General features: G+C 63.3%; 15 protein-coding genes. 6 read left to right on the top strand and 9 right to left on the bottom strand.

What is annotated here, in order from left to right:
• Positions 1-7: 7 nt before the first annotated feature.
• On the top strand, positions 8-1180 hold the full coding sequence (locus CQ14_RS40330; protein ID WP_057863292.1) for a M20 aminoacylase family protein: 1173 nt from the start codon (positions 8-10) through the stop codon (positions 1178-1180).
• 121 nt (positions 1181-1301) lie between these two features.
• Here the strand turns inward: CQ14_RS40330 and CQ14_RS40325 are convergent, their stop codons facing one another.
• The 4 genes from CQ14_RS40325 to CQ14_RS40310 form a co-directional block, all read right to left on the bottom strand.
• Positions 1302-2642, bottom strand: a complete 1341-nt coding sequence (locus CQ14_RS40325) for a carbohydrate porin (protein ID WP_245320904.1) — start codon at positions 2640-2642, stop codon at positions 1302-1304.
• A 69-nt stretch (positions 2643-2711) separates the two neighbouring features.
• On the bottom strand, positions 2712-3755 hold the full coding sequence (locus tag CQ14_RS40320; protein WP_057863290.1) for a transporter: 1044 nt from the start codon (positions 3753-3755) through the stop codon (positions 2712-2714).
• Between the two features lie 184 nt (positions 3756-3939).
• Positions 3940-4860, bottom strand: coding sequence for a polyphosphate kinase 2 (gene ppk2 / locus CQ14_RS40315; protein ID WP_057863444.1), 921 nt, complete (start codon positions 4858-4860; stop codon positions 3940-3942).
• A 177-nt stretch (positions 4861-5037) separates the two neighbouring features.
• Positions 5038-6666, bottom strand: a complete 1629-nt coding sequence (locus CQ14_RS40310; protein ID WP_057863289.1) for an inorganic phosphate transporter — start codon at positions 6664-6666, stop codon at positions 5038-5040.
• 331 nt (positions 6667-6997) lie between these two features.
• Between CQ14_RS40310 and CQ14_RS40305 the strand changes: the two genes are divergently transcribed.
• Positions 6998-7468: a VOC family protein gene (locus CQ14_RS40305; RefSeq protein ID WP_057863288.1), complete on the top strand. Its 471-nt coding sequence runs from the start codon at positions 6998-7000 to the stop codon at positions 7466-7468.
• Between the two features lie 277 nt (positions 7469-7745).
• On the opposite strand, the gene CQ14_RS40300 is transcribed toward CQ14_RS40305, so the two are convergent.
• A complete protein-coding gene (locus CQ14_RS40300; protein ID WP_057863287.1) occupies positions 7746-9191 on the bottom strand; it encodes a UdgX family uracil-DNA binding protein in 1446 nt (481 codons plus the stop codon).
• Between the two features lie 141 nt (positions 9192-9332).
• The gene (locus tag CQ14_RS40295) at positions 9333-10571 is read right to left on the bottom strand and encodes a putative DNA modification/repair radical SAM protein (protein ID WP_057863286.1); all 1239 of its coding nucleotides are present in this window, start codon (positions 10569-10571) and stop codon (positions 9333-9335) included.
• A gap of 164 nt (positions 10572-10735) precedes the next feature.
• Between CQ14_RS40295 and CQ14_RS40290 the strand changes: the two genes are divergently transcribed.
• Genes CQ14_RS40290 through CQ14_RS40280 form a run of 3 tightly spaced genes read left to right on the top strand, consistent with a single transcriptional unit; the run spans position 10736 to position 16705 of the window.
• A complete protein-coding gene (locus CQ14_RS40290) occupies positions 10736-11530 on the top strand; it encodes an ImuA family protein (RefSeq protein ID WP_057863285.1) in 795 nt (264 codons plus the stop codon).
• Positions 11421-13217, top strand: coding sequence for a Y-family DNA polymerase (locus tag CQ14_RS40285; RefSeq protein WP_430650257.1), 1797 nt, complete (start codon positions 11421-11423; stop codon positions 13215-13217). Before CQ14_RS40290 ends, CQ14_RS40285 begins: the two co-directional genes overlap by 110 nt.
• Positions 13214-16705: an error-prone DNA polymerase gene (locus CQ14_RS40280; RefSeq protein ID WP_057863284.1), complete on the top strand. Its 3492-nt coding sequence runs from the start codon at positions 13214-13216 to the stop codon at positions 16703-16705. The genes CQ14_RS40285 and CQ14_RS40280 overlap by 4 nt, the downstream gene beginning before the upstream one ends.
• A 421-nt stretch (positions 16706-17126) precedes the next feature.
• Here CQ14_RS40280 and CQ14_RS40275 read toward each other — a convergent pair whose 3' ends face one another.
• Positions 17127-17831: an NAD(P)/FAD-dependent oxidoreductase gene (locus tag CQ14_RS40275; RefSeq protein ID WP_057863283.1), complete on the bottom strand. Its 705-nt coding sequence runs from the start codon at positions 17829-17831 to the stop codon at positions 17127-17129.
• 160 nt (positions 17832-17991) lie between these two features.
• Between CQ14_RS40275 and CQ14_RS40270 the strand changes: the two genes are divergently transcribed.
• Positions 17992-19044 carry an AraC family transcriptional regulator gene (locus CQ14_RS40270; RefSeq protein ID WP_347337187.1) on the top strand — a complete coding sequence of 351 codons (1053 nt, stop codon included), beginning with the start codon at positions 17992-17994 and terminating at the stop codon, positions 19042-19044.
• Between the two features lie 666 nt (positions 19045-19710).
• Here the strand turns inward: CQ14_RS40270 and CQ14_RS40260 are convergent.
• Positions 19711-20178, bottom strand: coding sequence for an MgtC/SapB family protein (locus tag CQ14_RS40260; RefSeq protein WP_057863280.1), 468 nt, complete (start codon positions 20176-20178; stop codon positions 19711-19713).
• 89 nt (positions 20179-20267) lie between these two features.
• Positions 20268-21185, bottom strand: coding sequence for a hypothetical protein (locus CQ14_RS40255; protein WP_057863279.1), 918 nt, complete (start codon positions 21183-21185; stop codon positions 20268-20270).
• Between the last annotated feature and the right edge of the window lie 327 nt (positions 21186-21512).

The following is a 21512-nucleotide window of genomic DNA, read 5'->3' as shown; positions in this document are numbered from 1 at the left end:
AAATCCCATGCCTATCGTCAACCGCGTCGCCGATCTGCAACCCGATATTCAGGCCTGGCGCCGCGATATCCATGAAAATCCCGAATTGCTCTACGACGTCCACCGCACTGCAGCATTCGTGGCGGACCGCCTGCGCGAATTCGGCTGCGACGAGGTGGCGACCGGCCTCGGCCGCACCGGCGTCGTCGGCGTGATCAAGGGCAAGCAACCCGGCAAGGGTGAAATCAACGTGATCGGGCTCCGCGCCGACATGGACGCGCTGCCGATCGAGGAGGCGACCAATCTTCCCCATGCCTCCAAGACGCCGGGCAAGATGCACGCCTGCGGCCATGACGGCCACACCGCGATGCTTTTGGGTGCAGCCCGCTATCTCGCCGAGACCCGGAATTTCGCCGGCGATGCGGTCGTGATCTTCCAGCCGGCCGAGGAGGGCGGGGCGGGCGCCGCCGCCATGATCCAGGACGGGCTGATGGACCGTTTTGGCATCGAGCAGGTCTATGGCATGCATAATGGACCCGGGATTCCGATCGGTTCCTTCGCCATCCGGCCCGGCCCGGTGATGGCGGCGACCGACTCGATCGACATCAAGATCGAGGGCCTCGGCGGCCATGCCGCGCGCCCGAACAAATGCATCGATTCCGTCCTGGTCGGCTCGCAGCTCATCACCGCCCTGCAGTCGATCGTCTCGCGGACCATCGATCCCCTGGAATCGGCGGTGATCTCGATCTGCGAGTTCCATGCCGGCAACGCGCGCAACGTCATTCCGCACACCGCCGAACTCCGCGGCACCGTGCGGACGCTGACGGCGGAAGTGCGCGAGACGGTCGAGAAGCGGGTCCGCGAGGTGTGCGAGGGCGTGGCCAGAATGACCGGCGCCAAGATCGATCTCACTTACGAGCGTGGCTATCCCGTCACCAAAAATCACGACGAGCAGACCGAATTCGCGACGCAGGTGGCCAAGGAAGTGGCCGGCGCCCAGAACGTCCACGACATGCCGCCCTTGATGGGCGCGGAAGATTTCTCCTACATGCTGGAAGCGCGTCCCGGCGCGTTCATCTTCTGCGGCAATGGCGACAGCGCAGGGCTGCATCATCCCGCCTATGATTTCAACGACGAGGCCATCGTGTACGGCACCTCGTACTGGATCAAGCTGGTCGAGAACAAGCTGGCGGCTGCGTAGAGGTTCTTCAACTTGAATCGCATGTGAAGCTCAACTTCACGTCAAGGAAGGCCCGTATCTCCAGTGCAGGCCTTCTTTATTTGCCGCTCAGCCGTAACGTGAGGGGCGCGGTGCGCCGCGCTTAATATCTGAGCGTGGTGGTCACGCCGAACACGGCGGCGTCGCCGATCCGCGACACGCCGGCCGGATCGTTCGGGTTCGGGATGCCGCCGGACGGACGGAACACATATTGGAAATACGGCGCCAGCAGCCAGCCAGGCTTGAGATGCGCCTCGTAAATCATTTCGAGCAGCGTCTCGTTGCTGCGCACCGGGCTTGGCAGCCCGGAAAAGAACCTGACGTCGCGGTCGAGATTTCGCGCCGAATCTGAAATCCGCATATAGGCCATCGCGACCCCGAACCGGTCGAGCGGGCGGCCGCGGACCAGGCCGCTGACGCCGATGCCTCCGTCGATATAGAGATCGATCAGGTTTCGGTCCGGCGGGCTGTACGCAATCCGCGCAAAAGCCGTCACTCCCGGTACGGAGGCCGACGCGGCCTTCTCGGTCGCCCCGGGCGAGCGGTAGAGCGTCTGCTCGACGACGGCGAAGATGCCGAAATTGCCGCGAAGTTTGGCGGCGATGCCGGAGCCACTGGGATCGGCGATCGACAGGCCCTGCGCGGTGAAACGCTGATCGTCGAATTGCCCGGTATGGCGCCATGCTCCCGGCGTGAAATTGCCCGGCAGCCTGCCCGTGCCGAAATCGAGGTCGTAGCTTACGCGCACCTGGCCGATGAGCCAGGGCGGATCGTTGACGCGGAACGCAAGGCCGTGATTGTCGCGAAGCTGCGGGTCGCCGTCGCCCGACCGCGCGGCATTGCCGTTGAACACCGCGCCGAACACGGTGATCTGGTCCGACAGGGTGGCCTTGAGGCGAATGCCCGGCACTGCGATCGGTGGCGCCGGTCCACCGGAGGGAAGATTGTTGGCCTTGTTGGCCGGCCAGCCGAACGTTCCGTTGATGAAGAGATCGTCGGTCTGGCTGTCGAAGAACTCGACGTCGGCCGCCTGCTGCCCGATCCGGATGCTGAACGCATTATTGTAGAAGCTCTGCTCGAAATAGGCGTTGTAGAGGCGGGCCTCGGGCAGGGCCTCGATCTCGCTGATGGTGGCGAGGTTGTGGACATAGTTGCGCGACAATCCGCGGCCGTAGATGCCGAGCATGTTGGCGTAGAACCTGCCGCCGGTCCAGCCGGCCAGTTTCTCCAGATCGCCGTCAACAGAGAGATCGAAGCGGCCGAAATGGATGGCGCCGCGGCGCGATCCTCCGGAAACATTGGCGATGTTGTCGCCGATCCAGATCGCGCCAAAGTTCAGTCCCTTGGCCGCAAGCCCGTCATGCCACTCGTTGAACCATTTCGGGGCCAGCCATTCGGCGGCCGATTCGTCCTTGGCGCCGGCGGACGCGTCGGTGCTTGTCATCGCGCCCGCAAGATACGCCGCCGTTTTCGCCCATCTACGCAACGCGAACATCCGCGGTGATCCTGCCCGCTACCTGATGATCCCGATGCGTTTCATGATGAGGTAGGCGGCCAGTGACGACAGGACCAAGAGCGATGCGGCCCAGAGGAAGGCGGTTTCGAGGTCCGTGAACGGCAGCCCCTTGGTGTTCATGCCGAAGATGCCGGTCACGAGCGTTGGCGGCATCAGCAAAGCCGTCAGGACCGAGAGCACCCTGATATTGTCGTTGCCCTGCTCCTCGATCTTCAGATGAAGCTCTTCCTGCAGCAGCCGGCTGCGCTCCCGCATCTCGACGATGGTGTGATCGAGACCGTCGAGCCGCTGGGCGAGTTTGCCGGCGCGAAGCCGCAACGCCGGCTTCAAATCATCGAGATGCTTTTGCTCGAATCGGTGGAAGACGATGCGCAGGCCGGACAATTGCCGGTGCAGGCGGGCGCAGGTGCGCCGCAGGCGGCCGAGGCTCTGGCGCAGGTCCGTCGGCCCGTCCGACAGCACCTTTTCCTCGAGATCGTCGAGGGCCTGCGCCACGCGATCGGCGATGCCGTCCATGGTGTCGGCGACATGTTCGACGATCGTCTCCAGGAGCGCGGCTGAGCTTTCGATCCGATGACCGGCCTCGAGCGCACGGCGGGTGGCGTCGACCGCGCACAGCGCATGATGCCGGCCGCTGACCAGGATCCGCTCGGTCATGACGAAGCGCAGATAGCCGGTATCCTCGGTCGCCTCGCCGACGTCGCGCAACAGATCCGAGATCACGCCGTAGACGCAGTCATCGACGGTGTGAAGCTGCTGGTAGGTGTCCTTTGACAGCAGCAGCGTGCGCGCCGCGGTCGGAACCCCGAGGTCGGCCGTCGTCAGCCACAGCAGCGCCCGGGCATCGGCCAGATTGAAATGCAGCCAGAGCAGTCCGCCATGGGAAGACGGCATCGGCTGATCGACCGGGAGCGATTCCGCCGTGCCGTCCGAATGAACGTAAAACGCCCAGACCAATCCCGGAACGAGGGCTGACACAGGGGGTGGGGGCGAGTGACCGCTCTCGGTGATGGCATCGGCAACTGACGTATCAGCTCGCATCGCACACCGCCGTGGCCTGCCCGCAATCGCAGGGTACGCCCACCAGAGAAAAAGATCAGGCGCGGATCGGCGTTTCGACGCCGGCCTGTTCCTCAATGAAATCTCATAGAAAGACACGTCTGTTACAGCCGTGTGTCACGCGGAAGCCGGTCGTTCGTACCGAGCACGGTCTGCGGTCCGGCGCTCAATAGCGCGCTGGCACGTACATTTCGGGTGGGATCGGCCCGCGGCTATATTCCGGATGGCGAACCCGCGCCGGCAGAACCACCCGGTCCTGCTTAATTTCCTGGTAGGGAATTTGTTCGAGCAGATGCGCGATGCAGTTCAGCCGTGCTTTCTTCTTGTCGTCGGCTTCGACCAGGTACCAGGGAGCTTCCGAAATGTGGGTACGCTCCAGCATCGCTTCCTTGGCCTTGGTGTATTGCTCCCAGCGGCTGCGCGATTCCACATCCATCGGGCTGAGCTTCCACTGCTTGAGCGGATCGTGGATCCGCATCGTGAAGCGCAAATGCTGCTGTTCGTCGGTGATGGAAAACCAGTACTTGATCAGGGTGATGCCGGAACGCACGAGCATGCGCTCGAATTCCGGCACCGACCGGAAGAATTCTTCGACGTCGTCTTCGGTGCAGAAGCCCATCACGCGCTCGACGCCGGCGCGGTTGTACCAGCTACGGTCGAACAGCACGATTTCGCCGCCAGCCGGCAGGTGCGAAACGTAACGCTGGAAATACCATTGCGTGCGCTCGCGCTCGTTCGGCGCCGGAAGCGCCGCGACGCGGCAGACCCGCGGATTGAGCCTCTGGGTGATGCGCTTGATGACGCCGCCCTTGCCGGCGGAATCGCGTCCCTCGAAAATCACCACCACCTTGAGCTTGTGGTGCTGCACCCAAGTCTGCAGTTTTACCAGTTCACCCTGCAGACGGAATAATTCCTTGAAGTAGACGCGCCGATCGATCGTCTCTTCTTCCGTATGGTCGGCAAATTCATTGGTCAGCGCATCGAGACGATCGTCGTCGATTTCAAGTTCCAGTTCCTCATCGAAACTATCCAGCATTTCCGCCTGAATGCGGTCGTGGATGGTGCCATCCGGGGGCTTTTTGGTCATGGCGGGCTCCATCTGCAGAGCTGTTGGGTTCGCGTGGTGTGTGAACGTCGATGTCCTGCCGTATCATCGGTCAGGGCCCTTTGCGGAAAGCAAAAGGCCGGAGTTTGGTTCCGGCCTTCCGCTACCCGTCGAGGCTGCTGCCTGTGTGGCAGCGATTCTACCGTACCGGCCCGATACTCAGAACAGATTCGCGAACAGTACGTAGAGACTTGCCGACAGGCAGATCGCAGCCGGCAGCGTCAGCACCCATGCCATCAGGAGATTGCGCACGGTCGCCATCTGCAGGCCCGACCCGTTGGCTGCCATCGTGCCGGCGACGCCGGATGACAGCACGTGGGTGGTGGAAACCGGCAGGCCGAACACGTCGGCGACACCGATCGTGGAGGCGGCGACCAGCTCGGCGGACGCGCCTTGCGCGTAGGTCAGATGCGACTTACCGATCTTCTCGCCGACGGTGACGACGATGCGCTTCCAGCCGATCATGGTGCCGAGGCCCAGCGCGATCGCGACCGCGATCTTGACCCAGAGCGGGATGAACTTGGTGGCCGAGTCGAGCGAGCCCTTGTAGGCCTTGAGGGTATCGACCTCTTCCTTGTTCAGGTCGTTTTCCTTGTCCTTCATCAGGAAGCGGATCGCCTCCGACGTCAGGTACATGTCGTTACGGGTGTTGCCGACGGCTTCCGCGGGCACCTTGTTCAGCGAGCCGTACTTCGGGACCTGGTCGCCGACGTCCTTCACCAGCACGGCCAGCGAGGGGTAGGTGCCTTCGCTGATCTTGCGGGCGGAGACGTATTGCGTCACCGCGGGCCTGGGATCGCCGATGATGCTGTGGCCGGCGCCCTTGGCGGCGATCACCCTGGAGGCGGCCTCCGAGGTCTTCTGGAATTGCGCCACCTGGGATTCCGGGAGGGTGCGGTTCAGCGCGTAGGCGGTCGGCACCGTGCCGATCAGGATCAGCATGATCAGGCCCATGCCCTTCTGGCCGTCATTGGAGCCATGGGCGAAGCTGACGCCGGTGCAGGTCGCGATCAGGACGCTGCGGATCCACAGCGGCGGCGGCTTGTTGCCTTCGGGGGCGGCATACAGCGCGGGATTGCGGACGACGAACTTCAGCACCAGCAGCAGGATCGCGGCCATGCAGAAGCCGAACAGCGGCGAGAGCAGCAGCGCGTAACCGATCTCGGTCGCCTTGGTCCAGTCGACGCCCGAGGTGCCGTCGCGGCCGTGCATCAGCGCGTTGGCGATGCCGACGCCGATGATCGAGCCGATCAGGGTGTGCGAGGAGGATGCCGGCAGGCCGAAATACCAGGTGCCGAGGTTCCAGACGATCGCGGCAATGAGCAGCGCGAACACCATCGCGAAACCCGCGCTGCTTCCGACCTGGAGGATCAATTCCACCGGCAGCAGCGAGACGATGCCGAAGGCGACCGCGCCGGAGGAGAGCAGCACGCCGAGGAAATTGAAGAAGCCCGACCACATCACGGCGAATTCCGCCGGCAGCGAATGGGTGTAGATCACGGTCGCGACCGCGTTGGCGGTATCGTGGAAGCCGTTGACGAACTCGAAGCCGAGCGCGATCAGAAGCGCGACGAACAGCATGATATAGGGCAGGTAGGTCGTGACCCGCATGCCGGTCGCGTCTATGTCGTCATAGATGCTGTAGGCGACGTACAGCAGCCCGGCGGCAAGGATGCCGCAGAACAGGATCAGGGTCAGTGGATTGAACCCCTTGTCGAGGTTCGGCCGCGAAGCCGGCTGGACAGGCGTTGCGTCGCCCATCGATGAATTGAGTGCAAGATCGGTCATTCTGACCCCCCGTCGGAATAGGCTGAGAGGCGGGCATCTTTGACCGAGGCCCTTGAAGGTTAGATGACAGGGGCGGCCGGCAGCGCCGCTGAAGTTTGATCGCACATCAAGGAAAGCTGGTATCTCCAGTGCAGGTCTTCATTATTTTCCTTTGAACCGATTTATGATGTGTGGATCCGACAAGGCGCTCCTGAATTGCTTATCGGTTCAGGGCTTGGCCGATGGTCTGCACGAGAAAATCTCATCGTCCCTGTCGGCAGACGTTCATTTCATCCGTCCTTGGAACGAAAGCGGCCGTGCGTACGCTGGCCATTTGGAGGAAGGAGCCCCGATGAAGGTCACACAGCACCTCTGGTTCGCGAAGGATATGGAGGCCGCGATCGGTTTCTACACCTCGCTCATCCGCGGTTCGTCGGTGCAGTGGGTTTCGGCCCTGCCGGCCGAGAGCCCGAGCGGTCCCGCCGGCAGCGTCAAGATCGCGGGCTTTACGCTGGGCGACCAGCGCTACATGGCGATCGAGGCGGGCCCGCTCGATCCGTTCAACCACAGCTTCTCGATCATGGTCGAATGCGACACGCAGGCCGAGATCGACCGCTTGTGGGACGCCTTGAAAGAGGGCGGCAAGATCGAGCAATGCGGCTGGCTGCAGGACCGCTGGGGCCTGTCCTGGCAGATTGCGCCAAGACGGCTGGGCGAGTTGATGAATGATCCCGACCCTGCGACGGCCAAGCGCGTGGCGGAAGCCATGCTGAAGATGGTCAAGTTCGATATCGCAGAACTCGAGGCCGCGGCGAGGGGCTAGGATGCCTCGCTACGCGGGGTGTGTTTAGTCGATGGAACCGCCGAGGGGCGGCGGTGGCGCCACGAGAAAAAAAGAGGGTCGAGCGCTGCACGGCGCCGGGGCTGGAGGAGGACCGCGCAGCGCGTCGACCATGTAGGAGCGTCATGGCGTGAACCAAAACGTCCCACATTCCCTTGAGAATGCGATTGTGTCTTCCATCAATTAATGGTTGCAGATGGAATTGTCAATTTTTCCCGTTATTTTTCACCAGATATTGCGGCTGCCGGCTTGGCGGAATTCAGGCCGCATGTGCTGATTTTCGCAGCGCGCCGGCGGCAATTTTGAGGTCCTGAACGAAGCGCCGGTATTCGCTCGCCCTGGCTTCGGCGTCCGGCAGCCGCAGCAGATAGGACGGGTGCACCGTCACCAAGACCCTGGTGCCGTCGTCCAGATCGATCGGGCGGCCGCGGTTCTTGTTGATCGGGGTAATTTTCCCGAACACGCTTTGCGCCGCGGTGGCGCCCATCGCCACCACCAGTTCGGGTTTGATCGCGGCCAGTTCGCGTTCGTACCATTGCCGGCATGCCCTGATTTCCGGCGTGTTCGGCTTCTGGTGCAGGCGGACTTTTCCGCGCGGCACGAACTTGAAGTGCTTCACCGCATTGGTGACGTAGACCTTGCGGCGATCGATGCCGGCCTCGTCCAGCGCGCGGTCGAGCATTTGGCCGGCGGGCCCGACGAACGGCTTGCCGGCGAGGTCTTCCTTGTCGCCGGGCTGCTCGCCGACCAGCATGATCCGCGCCGTTTGCGCCCCTTCGCCGAACACCGTCTGGGTGGCATTCTTGTAGAGGGGGCAGGCGCGGCAATCGGCGGCTTCTTCGCGCAGCGTCTCGATATCGTCGGCACCTTTGCGAGGCATGTCGTCTGCCTTTGGCGGTTCCAGCCGCTTCTGCGGCTTGTGCGGTTCGCTCGCCGCTTTCGCGATCATCGCGCTGGCGGTGCGCCCGGCATCTTCGATCAGGGGCTTAATCAACGAAGCCTCCGGCAGGTTCCGCCAGTATTTCCGAGGCATCTCCTTCTGCATCGCCTGCACTTTCAGCCGGGCGGGATTGAAAATGCTGGCGTAGTAGCTGCGCCAGGTTTCCTCCAGCCTGTCAGCGGTCGGGGCCTCGCTTTTGGCAACCCCCGGCGTGATCGAGACGGCATGGCCGTCCCAATGCGCGCAGACGTCGGGGGTGAGGATCGACCAGGGCATGTCGGCGAAGCGGCGCGCAAAGAACGGCGCGGCCAGTTCGACGATATGGTGCTCCGGCTCGAACCAGGCGACGAAATGCGATTTCTGCTCGCGGCCGATTTCGCGGAAGCGGACAAAGGCATGCATCTTGTGCTCGTCGCGGTGCACGGCTTTCGCCATCGCGGCGACCTCGGCCACATCGGGATCGGTCACGATCTCGAGCAGATCGTGATTGCCGCGCAGCCGCCACAGCAGGCGATAGAGCAAGGCGAACCGTTCGGGATTGCGGTGCAGGATCGCCATTTCAGCGAGTTCGACAAATCTGGCCGGGACGTTGAAGGTGCCGTGGGGCGGCTCGAGCGGCGGTGCAGATGGCTCGAACAGTTCGGGCGCATCATCAGCCACGCGCCAAGTCACGTCGGACGGTTTGACATCGTTCAACGCCAGCGCGCGCGCCGCTTTGCGCCAGCCATCGAAATCGGTTTCGCTATCGAGGATCATATGGTGCATGGTGCTTCCTCCCCGTCATTGCGATTTTTCCTGCCGTCATTGCGAGCGAAGCGAAGCAATCCATTTCTCCACTTGCTGAGGCNGTCGCTTCGCTCCCTTGCGCAAACGCTTCGCGTTTGTCGCAGGCAATGACGCCAGTGGTCAAAACCCAAATCCCAATTGCATAGCTTTCGGCTTGAACCTCTGCTTCAGCCCCGCGCCGTCGAGCAGACGCGGCGAGGGGCGGTGGTCGCTGAGCACGATGAACGGCAGCGCCTTTTTCTGGGGGATATGCAGCCGCGCCAGATCGGCCAGGCGGATCGAGGTCAGGCGGCGCGTCGCAATGATGCGGTCGACCGCCCTGGTGCCGAAGCCCGGCACCCGCAACAGCTCTTCGCGGCTGGCGGTGGCGACATCGAGCGGGAAGCGGTCGCGGTGGCGCAGCGCCCAGGCGAGTTTTGGATCGATGTCGAGCGGCAGCATGCCGGCGGTTTCGTCGACGATCTCGTTCGCGTCAAAACCGTAGAACCGGATCAGCCAGTCGGCCTGGTACAGCCGGTGCTCGCGAAGGAGCGGTGGCGGGACAAGCGGCAGCGCGCGGCTGGCGTCCGGGATCGGGCTGAAGGCCGAATAATAGACGCGCTTGAGGCGGTAGGAGCCGTAGAGGTTGGCGCTGGTGTCGAGAATGGTTTTGTCGTCGGCCGCATCGGCGCCGATGATCATCTGCGTGCTCTGGCCGGCCGGCGCAAAGCGCGGCGGCTTTGCTTTCGTCGCGGCCTTGCCGTTCTCCCTGGCTTCATCGAGCTTCAGGCGCAGCCGGCCCATGGTGCGGCGGATCGCGCGCACATCCTTTTCCGGCGCGAATTTGGCGAGGCTGTTTTCCAGCGGCATCTCGATATTGATGGAAAGACGGTCGGCATATTTCCCGGCCTCCACGATCAGGGCGTCGTCCGCTTCGGGAATGGTCTTGAGATGAATGTAGCCGCGGAAGCGATGCTCCTCGCGCAGTTTGCGCGCGACGCTCACCACCTGCTCCATGGTGTAGTCAGGGCTGCGGATGATGCCGGAGGAGAGAAACAAGCCCTCGATGTAGTTGCGCCGGTAGAAGTCGATCGTGAGTTTCACCACCTCGTCCACCGTGAAGCGGGCGCGCGGCACGTTGGAGGAGGTGCGGTTGACGCAATAGAGGCAATCGTAATTGCAGGCGTTGGTGAGCAGCACCTTCAACAGCGAGATGCAGCGTCCATCCGGCGCGTAGGAATGGCAGATACCCATGCCCGGCGCGGTCGAGCCGAGGCCCTTGCCGTCGCTGGAATCCCGCTGCTCGGTGCCCGAGGAGGCGCAGGAAGCATCGTATTTCGCAGCATCCGCCAGGATTTCCAGCTTACGTTGCAGGTCCATCGTCGAATCCCTTTGATTCCGCTCATGAATCGCCCGGGTGTCGATCCCGATTGACTCCACCGGGCCTGTTAGCTTTATATTAGAACATATCATGAACAAATGGGCCAGCCGAGGGTTCACTCGGGAAGAAGCGGTAAGGGCTCAATTTTCCGAAGGAGCGGCGCATGAGCACCGCACGTACCGGCACGCTTGCAAGTTTGCGCGGCAGCATCGAGCGCCTGGAGACGCATGGCGATGCGCATGACCTCGCCAGGATCGCGCTTGGCCACAAGGCTGCGGATGCGATGCTGCAGGGCGGGTTGGCGCTATCAGCGGTGCATGAAGTGTTTGCCGAAGGGCATCAGAGCGCCACGGCCACCGGCTTCATCGCGGGGCTGGCAGGACGGGTATCGCCGCGTCGGCCGCTGGTCTGGGTGCGGCAGGATTTTTCGGAAATTGAATCCGGCGCGCTGTCGATAAGCGGGCTCTCCGAGCTCGGGCTCGATCCACGGCTGCTCGTGACCGTGCGCGCGCCCGATACCGATGCCGCGCTACGGACCGCCGCCGACGCGCTGGCCTGCGATGCGCTCGGCGTAGTCGTGCTGGAAGTCTGGGGGCAGGCGCGCCAGCTCGATCTCGTCGCCAGCCGAAAACTCACTTTGGCCGCGGCAGCCTCCGGCGTCACCGCATTGCTGTTGCGGGTGGCGGCCGAGCCGAGGCCCTCGACGGCGGAGACCAGATGGATCGTGCGCGCCGCGCATTCACCGCCGGGATCGCCGTGGCACGCCTGGGGCGCGCCGATGTTCGACGCGCAGCTCGTTCGTAACCGTCATGGCCCGGTCGGCCGCTGGATCATGGAATGGAATTGTGATGAGTGCCTGTTCAGAGAACCGTCGGCGTATCCTCAGCCTCTGGCTGCCACGCCTGCCCATCGACCGCATCCAGCGGCGGCTTATGCAGGCCAGCGCCGCGCAAGCTGAAAATTCTCAAGCGGCTTCGAGCAACACTGCTCACGACACGAACGGTGCGCTCCCTCCCCCCTTGCGGGGGAGGGCTGGGGAGAGGGGTGGCGGCAACGGCAGTGCTTGTGGCTTACCCCTCTCCCTAACCCTCCCCCGCAAGGGGGGAGGGAACGACAGCGGTGCGCCGGTTGATACCTCCAACCACACGACCAGTGCGCAAACCTTCCCCTGCGTCGTCGTCGCCAAGCAGCACAACGCCATCCTGATCCATTCCCTCGACGAAACAGCCGTCCGCGCCGGCCTCTCGATCGGCCTGCCGCTGGCCAATGCCCGCGCCATCTGCCCCGAACTGACGGTGTTCGACGCCGACGAGATCGCCGACCGCAAAACGCTTGATGATATCGCCGACTGGTGCGATCGCTTCACGCCGCTGGTGGCGCTCGATCCGCCGTATGGGCTCTATCTCGACATCACCGGCTGCGCCCATCTGTTCGGCGGCGAGCGGGCGCTGCTGCAGATCGTCTGCGGTGCGTTGAGCCGTCGCGGTTTTGCCGTCAGCGCCGCGATTGCGAGCACCTCGATCTGCGCCCGCACGCTGACGCGGCACGCGTCGGGAAAGATCGTGGCCGATGGCGAAGAGGCCGAGGCCGTCGCTCCGCTGCCCATATCCGCACTCGGCGCGGGTGATGCCATCACTGCCGGCCTGCGCCGCGCCGGCCTGAAGACCATCGGTGATGTCGCCTTGCGTGCCCCTCACGAAATCACCGCCCGGTTTGGCGCTTCCTTCACGACGCTGCTGGCGCACGCGCTCGGGCAGGGCGATGCGCCGATCAGTCCCCGAAAGCCGCTGCCGGATTACATCGTCGAAAAACGCTTTCCCGATCCGGTCGCGACCGACACCGTGATCGCGATGAATTTGTCCGCGCTCGCCGCCATGCTGGTCACGGCGATGGACAAGCAGGGCAAGGGCGCGCGGCGGCTGGACGCGAGTTTTTTCCGCACCGACGGTGCGGTGCGCACGATCTCGGTCGACACCGGGCGTCCCGTGACGAGAGCGGAAGTAATCGACCGCCTGTTTCGCGAGCGGCTCGATGCGCTCAACGATCCCCTCGATCCCGGCTTCGGCTTCGATCTCATCAGGCTCTCCGCCAGCCGCACCGAAATCGTGGTGCAGCAGCAGCGTGACCTCGACGCCAACGTCCATGACAATGACGAACTGTCCGCGCTGATCGACCGCATCGCCGCGCGCATCGGGGGAAAACGCGTCGTCGTACATCTGCCTGAGGATACCCACATCCCCGAGCGCGCCGTGCTGGCAGTAGCAGCGCAGCATCATCTGGCGGCAGCCGCCCAGGCCGCCTGGCCGGAGCGGATCGAAAGCGAGCCGCCGCTGCGCCCGTTGCGGCTGTTCGACAAACCCGAGCCCATCAAGGTGCCGTTTGCGACCGTGCCCGACGGCCCGCCGCATCAATTCACCTGGCGGCGCGTGACGCACACGGTGGCGCGGGTGGAGGGGCCGGAGCGCATCGCGATGGAATGGTGGAAGCAAAACGGCGACGGCCCGACGCGGGATTACTTTCGCATCGAGGACGAGGCGGGCCTGCGTTTCTGGATCTTTCGCGACGGGCTCTATGAAAGCGAACCGCCGGATGAGGAAGTCGAGCCCGGTTCGGTCAGATGGTACGTGCACGGGCTGTTCGCATGAAGAACCCTCTCGCCAGTTATGCCGAGATCGGCATCACCACCAATTTCTCGTTCCTGCGCGGCGGCTCGGATCCGCGCGCCTATGTGCATCAGGCGAGCGAACTCGGCATTCCCGTCATCGGCATCGCCGACCACAACACGCTGGCCGGCGTGGTCCGCGCGTATAAGGAGCTCGATAATTCCGAGGTCACGCACAAGCCCAAATTGCTGATCGGCGCGCGGATCGTCTTCATCGACGGCACGCCCGACATCCTGGTCTATCCGCGCGACCGTGCAGCTTACGGCCGGCTGTGCCAATTGCTCACCCGCGGCAAGCGCGGCGACGACATCACGCGGATCGAGAAGGGCGAGTGCCATCTGCGATTCGAGGACCTCCTGGACTTCGCCGAGGGCCAGCTTCTGGTGTTGGCGCTGCCGCATCGCTTCGAGCCGGGGAGCGCGCAGGAAATTTTGCAGCGCCTGAAAGCAAGCCGCGCCGATGGCGTCTGGCTCGCCGCGAGCCTGCTCTATCGTGGCGACGACAAGCGCCGGCTGGCGGGGCTGCATCGCATCGCGCGCACCGCCAAAGTGCCGCTGCTCGCGACCAACGAGGTGCTGTACCACCATCCCGCCCGCCGCCGGCTGCAGGACGTGCTGACCTGCATCCGCGAGAAGACCACCATCGATGCCATCGGCCGGCGGCTGGAAGCCAATGCCGAGCGTTATCTCAAGCCGGCGCACGAAATGGCGCGGCTGTTTCGCGATCTGCCGGAGGCGATCGCCGAAACCATACGCTTCGCCTCCCGTATCAGCTTCTCGCTCGACCAGCTCAAATACCAGTATCCGGACGAGCCGGTGCCGCCGGGCAAGACCGCGCAACAGCATCTCGAAGACCTGACCTGGGCCGGTGTCGACAAATATTTCGGCGGGGTGATCGACGACACGCTGCGCGCCACCTTGCGGAAAGAACTCGACCTGATCGCGGAGCTGAAATACGCGCATTATTTCCTCACGGTGCACGACATCGTGCACTACGCGCGCAGCCAGAACATCCTGTGCCAGGGCCGGGGCTCGGCAGCGAACTCCGCCGTCTGCTACGTGCTCGGCGTCACCTCGGTCGACCCGACCAAGGTCGATCTGCTGTTCGAGCGCTTCATCTCCAAGGAGCGGCTGGAGCCGCCCGACATCGACGTCGATTTCGAGCATTCGCGGCGCGAGGAGGTGATGCAATATGTCTACCGCCGCTACGGCCGCCACCGCGCCGCGATCATCGCCACCGTTATCCATTATCGCCCGCGCAGCGCGATCCGCGACGTCGGCAAGGCGCTGGGGCTGACCGAGGACGTCACCGCGGCGCTGGCCGATACCGTGTGGGGAAGCTGGGGCAAGGGCCTCAACGAGATGCAGGTCCGCCAGGCCGGGCTGGACCCTGCGAATGCGATGGTCGAGCTCGCGGTTGAACTTGCCACCGAGCTGATCGAATTCCCCCGCCATCTGTCGCAACATGTCGGCGGCTATGTGCTGACGCAGGATCGGCTCGACACCTATGTGCCGATCGGCAATGCCGCGATGGACGACCGCACCTTCATCGAATGGGACAAGGACGACGTCGACGCGCTGAGCATGATGAAGGTCGACGTGCTGGCTTTGGGCATGCTGACCTGCATTCGCAAATGTTTTGATCTGATTGCCGACCACAAGGGCGAGCGATACGAACTGGCTGACATCAAGGCGATCGACAACGATGATGTTTTTAAAATGCTGCAGAGAGGAGAGTCGCTCGGCGTGTTCCAGGTCGAGAGCCGCGCGCAGATGAACATGTTGCCGCGGCTGAAGCCGAAGACGTTTTACGATCTCGTCATCGAGGTCGCGATCGTGCGGCCCGGCCCGATCCAGGGCGACATGGTGCATCCGTATCTGCGGCGGCGGAACGGCAAGGAAAAGGTGAGCTATCCGTCACCGTCGCCCGATCACGGCAAGGCGGATGAATTGTACCGCGTGCTGCACAAGACGCTCGGCGTGCCCCTGTTCCAGGAGCAGGCGATGCGGATCGCGATCGAGGCCGCCCAATTCACGTCCGAGGAAGCCAATGGCCTGCGCCGCGCGATGGCGACCTTCCGCAATGTCGGCACCATCGGCAAATTCGAAGACAAGCTGATCGGCAACATGATCGCGCGCGGCTACGATCCCGAATTCGCCAAAAGCTGTTTTGACCAGATCAAGGGTTTTGGTTCCTACGGCTTTCCGGAAAGCCACGCGGCGAGCTTCGCCCAGCTCGTCTATGTCTCGTCATGGCTGAAGCATTATCACCCCGACGCCTTCTGCTGCGGCCTGCTCAATTCGCAGCCGATGGGCTTTTACGCTCCCGCCCAGATCGTCGGCGACGCCCGCAAGAACGGCGTCGAGGTTCGCGAGATCGACGTCTCCCACAGCTTTGCCCAGAACACGCTGGAGGAGGGCGAGGGCAAATACTGCGCCGTGCGCTTGGGCTTCCGCCAGATCGACGGCTTTCACTGGCTCGATGAGGACGAGGAGAGGTTGAAGCAAATGCAGTCGTCGTTTCGGGGCGTCGCGCAAGCGACGAATCCCGATGCGCAATTGCGCATTGTGGAACCTCGAGATTCTCTGATGTGCAATTGCACATCAGAGTTCGCTGCTATCGCAGCGCCCCGGAATGACAACGTAAAGAAAGAGCAAGACTGGGCCGACCGCATCGTCGCCGCCCGCAAGCGCCGCCCCTTCACCTCGCTGGAGGAATTCGCCCGCGACACCGGCCTGCCGAAACGCGCGCTGATCCTGCTGGCGGATGCCGATGCCTTCCGCTCCCTCGGGCTCGATCGCCGCGCCGCGCTATGGGCGGTGCGGCGGCTGCCCGACGACGTGCCGCTGCCGCTGTTTCAGGCCGCGGTCGCCCGCGAGCAGCCCGATGAGAACGCCAGGCCATTGCCGCTGATGCCGCTGCCGGAGCAGGTGGTCGCCGATTACCAGACGGTGCGGCTGTCGCTGAAGGGCCACCCGATGGAATTCTTGCGCGAGATGTTCACGAAGGAGCGCGTCGTTCCCTGCAAGGATGTCAACCACAAGAACGACAGGCGCCGTATCAGCTGCGCCGGCGTGGTGCTGGTGCGCCAGCGGCCGGGCAGCGCCAAGGGCGTCGTCTTCATGACGCTGGAGGACGAGACCGGCATCGCCAATATCGTGGTGTGGCCCAAGGTGATGGAGCAGTACCGGAAAGAAGTGATGGGCGCCCGCCTCATCCTGGTCGAAGGCTATATCCAGAGCAGCCCGGAACACGTGACGCATCTGGTGGCGCAGCGGATGTTCGACCGCTCCCACGATCTCATCGGCCTCGCCAACGACGCATTAAGCCGCAAGCATCCGGTGCCCGCAGGGCCCGCGCTGGTCGAACCGCTCAACGACGACCGCCGCGACCACGTCGATAGCCCAGCGCAAAAAATCCGCCACCCCCGCGATGTCCGCATCCTGCCACCGTCCCGGGATTTTCACTGAGCGGCAACGCCACAAACTCATCCTCATCCCGAGGAGTCGCGAAGCGGCCTCTCGAAGGATGGGCCGCGGGTGAGAGCGGGGCTATTGCGGAACGTGTTTCGTCGCTACAATCGTTAAGATTTTAATTGAGGTTATAAACAACCTGAAAGAGAAGATCGCTTACGATCATCGCGCAGCCGGGCCTGATGTAACGGGGTGACGCTTGCAGTACTTGGAATTGCCGCGAAAATCCCGCGGTCTCGTCGTGGCAAAAAAGCCGGACCGAAATCCCTCCTACGCCGATCACATTGCACTCTGGCTATCAACGAACAGAAACGTTGATGGGCTCTGGGTGGGCACCATGGAAGATGAGCCCTATCCGGGCTTGCGTCGCGTCGAGGATGCGCTTCAACTGCTCAAACGCCACGACCCGCTCAACTATCTACGAGTCACCCGTAATCTTGACCGAATATGGGTGCGTCTGATTCCAAGCGCTGAAGCGCACTATGAAAGGACATTGAACGCTTGCATCCTTGATAAGCGCTACCTTCTCAAGGCGGCCGTCGGTGGGTATGCCTCGCCAATAACTGTAGTAGGCCGCCCATAGCGGCGGCTTCTCGCGGTAATGCTCGGGGTGCACCGCCTCGCTCAGCATGGAGTGCCGGCCGTCGGCGCCCACGATCACTTCGGCAGTTTCCGTAACAGTGCCGCCGTGTTTCGATCGCCCCTTGATGCCGACGATGCGCTCGTCCTTGATCATAATTTCCTCGACGACGAAACCCTCACTGATTTCCGCACCGGATTCGGCGGCGGCATCAACCAGCAGCTTGTCGAGGATTGTCCGCCGCGGGCAGTAGGCAACAGCATCCTTGTCCACCCCCGGGGCGCCGGCGATCGTGAAGGGGCCGAAGTCGAAGGAGTAGGTGTGGATCGGCGGGCATCCGGTCGCCACCAGCCGGTCGAGCAACCCCCATCGGGCCATCGCATCCACGGTGCGCGGATGCAGGAGATGCGTTGAGACGGTATCGCTCGGGAATGACGCGCGGTCGACCGACAGCACCCGGTAACCCTTGCGCGCCAAGAGCATCGCGGTTGGCGAACCGGCGCAGCGCGCGCCGATGACGATCACGTCGAATGCCTTGCCCATGGGAACCTCCTTGCAAAATTCTTCCGTGCCGATTCAGGGCAGCCGGACTGACTGGTCGCGCCGGTCGAGCCCATGCACTCCAGCCTAGCGGCAAGCCGAAGCCGCAACTTTGCCGAAACTCCGTGGTTCTTTGCATGTTCAGGTCCACGGTCGAGGGAGCATGGAAATGGATGCTCTATCGGAGGCGCTGGCGTCTGTGCGCATGACCGGCGCCATCTTCTACCACGCGGAGTGCACGGCTCCCTGGGGGTTCCGGGTGCCGCATCTGCAAGACGTCGCCCACGTGCTTGCGCCCGGAACCGAGCGGCTGGTCAGCTATCACCTGGTTACCCACGGCAAGGCGGTCGTGTGTTTTCCGGGCGAGGCGGACATTCCCGTCACGGCGGGGGATATCCTGATCATCCCGCACGGCGATGCGCATACCGTCTCGAACGGCTCGCCATCGGCCTTCATCGACAGCGGGGCCTCGCTCAGCAGGTATCTCGCAGGCGATCTGACGACCATGCGATTGGGCGGCGGCGGCGAACTGACCCACTTTGTCTGCGGCTATTTCGGCTGCGAGCGTCATGCCGAACGGCTTTTCCTGGCCGGCCTGCCGTTGATGATCAAGATCAACCTCCGCGGCGACCCGGCCGGCGAATGGCTGGAGAGCTCGGTTCGCCATCTTGTCTCCCAGGCTGAATCTCCGCGGCCGGGACAAGCGGTCTTGCTCTCCAAGATGGCGGAAGCGCTCTTCATCGAAACCATCCGCCGCTATATGGAGGCGCTGCCGGCCGAGCAGACCGGCTGGCTTGCGGGTGCGCGAGATCCAATTGTCGGCGGTGCACTGGCGCTGCTGCACCGAAAGCCCTGTCATCATTGGACCGTGGAGGATCTGGCTGCCGCTGCAGGGGTCTCACGCTCGGTCCTGGCCGAGAGGTTCTCCCGCTTTCTCGGCGAGCCGCCATTGGCTTATCTTGCCCGCTGGCGACTGCAACTCGCCGCCAGGATGCTGCAAACCACGCGGGAGCCGGTGATACAGGTGGCGTCCGAGGTCGGGTATGACTCGGAGGCGGCGTTCAATCGGGCGTTCAAGCGCGAGTTCGGTATTCCGCCGGGAAAATTCAGAGGCCAATTCGGGAGCCAGTTCCGGGGCCGATCCAGAGCATCGCGCGCCCGAGCGGGACGGGTTGGAGGGGACGGGCCACCGCGCATCCCCTCGGACGCAGCGTGAGAGGAATCAAAAAAGTATCCAGCGATGGCTTCACCGACGATCCGCAGATCCGCTGGCTCCAATCTACCAGTAGATCAATCCCGTTCGTGTCGCACCTAACCCGCTTCTCGCAAGCATTGCAGCGATCTTTTGCTTTTCGGCGCAATGTGCCGCGAGGGCCTGGTATAGCCTTGCCTCGATGAAGGGGGCATGTTCCCGGCTGGTGGACGCCGCATCGGCGGTCGCGGATATCAGCGCACTGATTTGGCGTATCAGCAGATCGTCTGTCGATGGCTGCATGACCTTCTCCTTCGATCTCGGTCCGACAAGATGATTCCTGATTGCGGTTCACGGCAAGTCGGCAAATGCCGGCTGCGACAGATTGCTCGCGCTTCATCAAGTTTCAGCGAGCGAGGGCGATCCTGTGCGTCTCCTGCAACCGAGCCAGACAATATTCCCGGTAGAGTAGGTTGATGAGCGTCCCCATGATCGACTCCATGTCTGATCATCCGATCACACTAAGACATCATCGTTTCAGGATTTCTTCCTCGGCCGGGAAAATGGTTTCGCGCAAGGCGCGGAATACTTCATGCTGTCCGCGGGCGGCGAAATAGCCTCACGGCGCGGTGACTGTTGTGCATCATGCGGATCTCTCCGCGACCAGTCCCGGTACAATCGAACCTTGGCTCAATCCGACTTGGCCTCGCCCTTGCGCTCGCTCTTCCCGCCGTCCTTGAGGTCGTCTTCTTCCTTCACCAGCGTCAGCAGCCTCAGCGTCAGGAATGTTAACACCGCCACCGTCACCGCGACGTCGTAGCTGCCGAGTCCGACGGAGACGCCGATCGCGCCGGTGGCCCACAGGCTCGCGGCGGTCGCCGTGCCCTGCACGGTGGTGCCCTGCTTGAGGATCGCGCCGCCGCCGATGAAGCCGATGCCGGTGATCACGCCTTCGATGACCTTCGACATGCCATCGGGAGAATTCACCATCAGCTGTTCGCTGGCCTGAACGAATCCGCAGCTTGCCAGCGCGACCAGCGGAAAGGTGCGCAGGCCCGCGCTCCGCGCCCGCTTTTCACGGTCCCAGCCGATCGGGATGGCCAGCACGAAAGCCGCGGCCAGCGTCAGAAAATGAACACCTATCTGAAACCGGTCCAAAACACGCCCTTCTGAAACAAAGCCCCGCTACCCGCGACGCATACGGGTAACGCGGCAGGGAGGCGCAAGGTTTCAGTGCGGGGGTTGTCTTACCGGGGACTGCCGGCGACGGTTGTGCTTGGCGCCCCGCTCGTGATCGTTGCCGTAGTCCGATACTGCGGCAGGTGATTTTCCAGCGAATAGAACACGCACAGCGCAAGGCTCGACCAGACCGCCAGGCTGAAATAAAGCGACATCCAGGCAATCTCGTCCTTCCACTCCCTGAGGTCGTGCGTCACCACCCAGCGCGTGCTGACGTCGCGCAGGCCCTCGCGCGGCGTCAGGCGCTTGTCGCCATCGGCGTCGCCAGTCCGCCAGCGCTTCAGATACATCGGAACGTCGATGGTCATGAGAAACGCCAGAAAGCCCGCAATGCCCGCGACGGCGATGGCGAGGACGGCGCGAACCGCACCGTTGAATTCCGGCAGCAGGCGGCAGAGCGCGACGCCAATGGCGAAGAAGGCCACCGCCCACAGCGAATTCTCGATGGCGTTGCCGAGATAATTCCGGGTCAGCACCGCATACCATGACAGGCATTCCGCGATCAGGATCAGCGGCACGATCACCCACGCGACATTCGTCACGGTTTCCGCGCCCGTCATTGTGCCGATCTGGTGCAGGATGATGGCCCATTGCGCCACGAAGCAGATCTCGGCGATCGTCGCCACCGAACGTCCGACCATGACGCTCGATAGCCAGGTGTCGAACAGGCAGATGCGCTGCACGTCGGCACGCGGCAGGAACGACCTGAAGGCGCAGCCGAACACATAGGCCGCGCAGAACAGCAGCATGGCGCCGGCGCCGGATAGGCTGCCGACACTTCCGGCCGGCGGAAGCGGAAGCTCGCGATACAGCACGAACCAGATGGCGATATTGACGCCGCTCACCAGCGTCAGCAGGCCCCACCACCAGGACACGGGATTTGACCAGGCCAGGGAACCTGACCGCGCCTGCCATTCCAAGCTCATTCGCTGCTCCGCCGTAATCGAATTGACATATGAATGTAATAATACATTCACGTATGTCGAGCTCGAATCGCGACGAGAGTATGTCCGCGAGGGCGGCCGGCCGGCGCTCGGGTCGGAGGGCCGCGATTGTGACAGCCGGGCCTGCATCCTTCGAGACGCGGCAAAGATGCCGCTCCTCAGGATGAGGTTCTAGGCTGGCGTTGGGGCTTAGATTTAGTACGCGCCGCGGAGTATTTATCTCTCCTCATGGTGAGGAGGCGCAACGCGCCGTCTCGAACCATGAAGGCCACGCTAGCAGCCACATCCTTGAAGTCGGGGCGGAAGGTG

The sequence above is a fragment of the Bradyrhizobium lablabi genome (genome assembly GCF_001440475.1).
GTDB classification, from domain to species: domain Bacteria; phylum Pseudomonadota; class Alphaproteobacteria; order Rhizobiales; family Xanthobacteraceae; genus Bradyrhizobium; species Bradyrhizobium lablabi.
The sequence above is the reverse complement of the archived record's forward strand: the minus strand, read 5'-3'. Positions and strand labels throughout refer to the sequence as shown.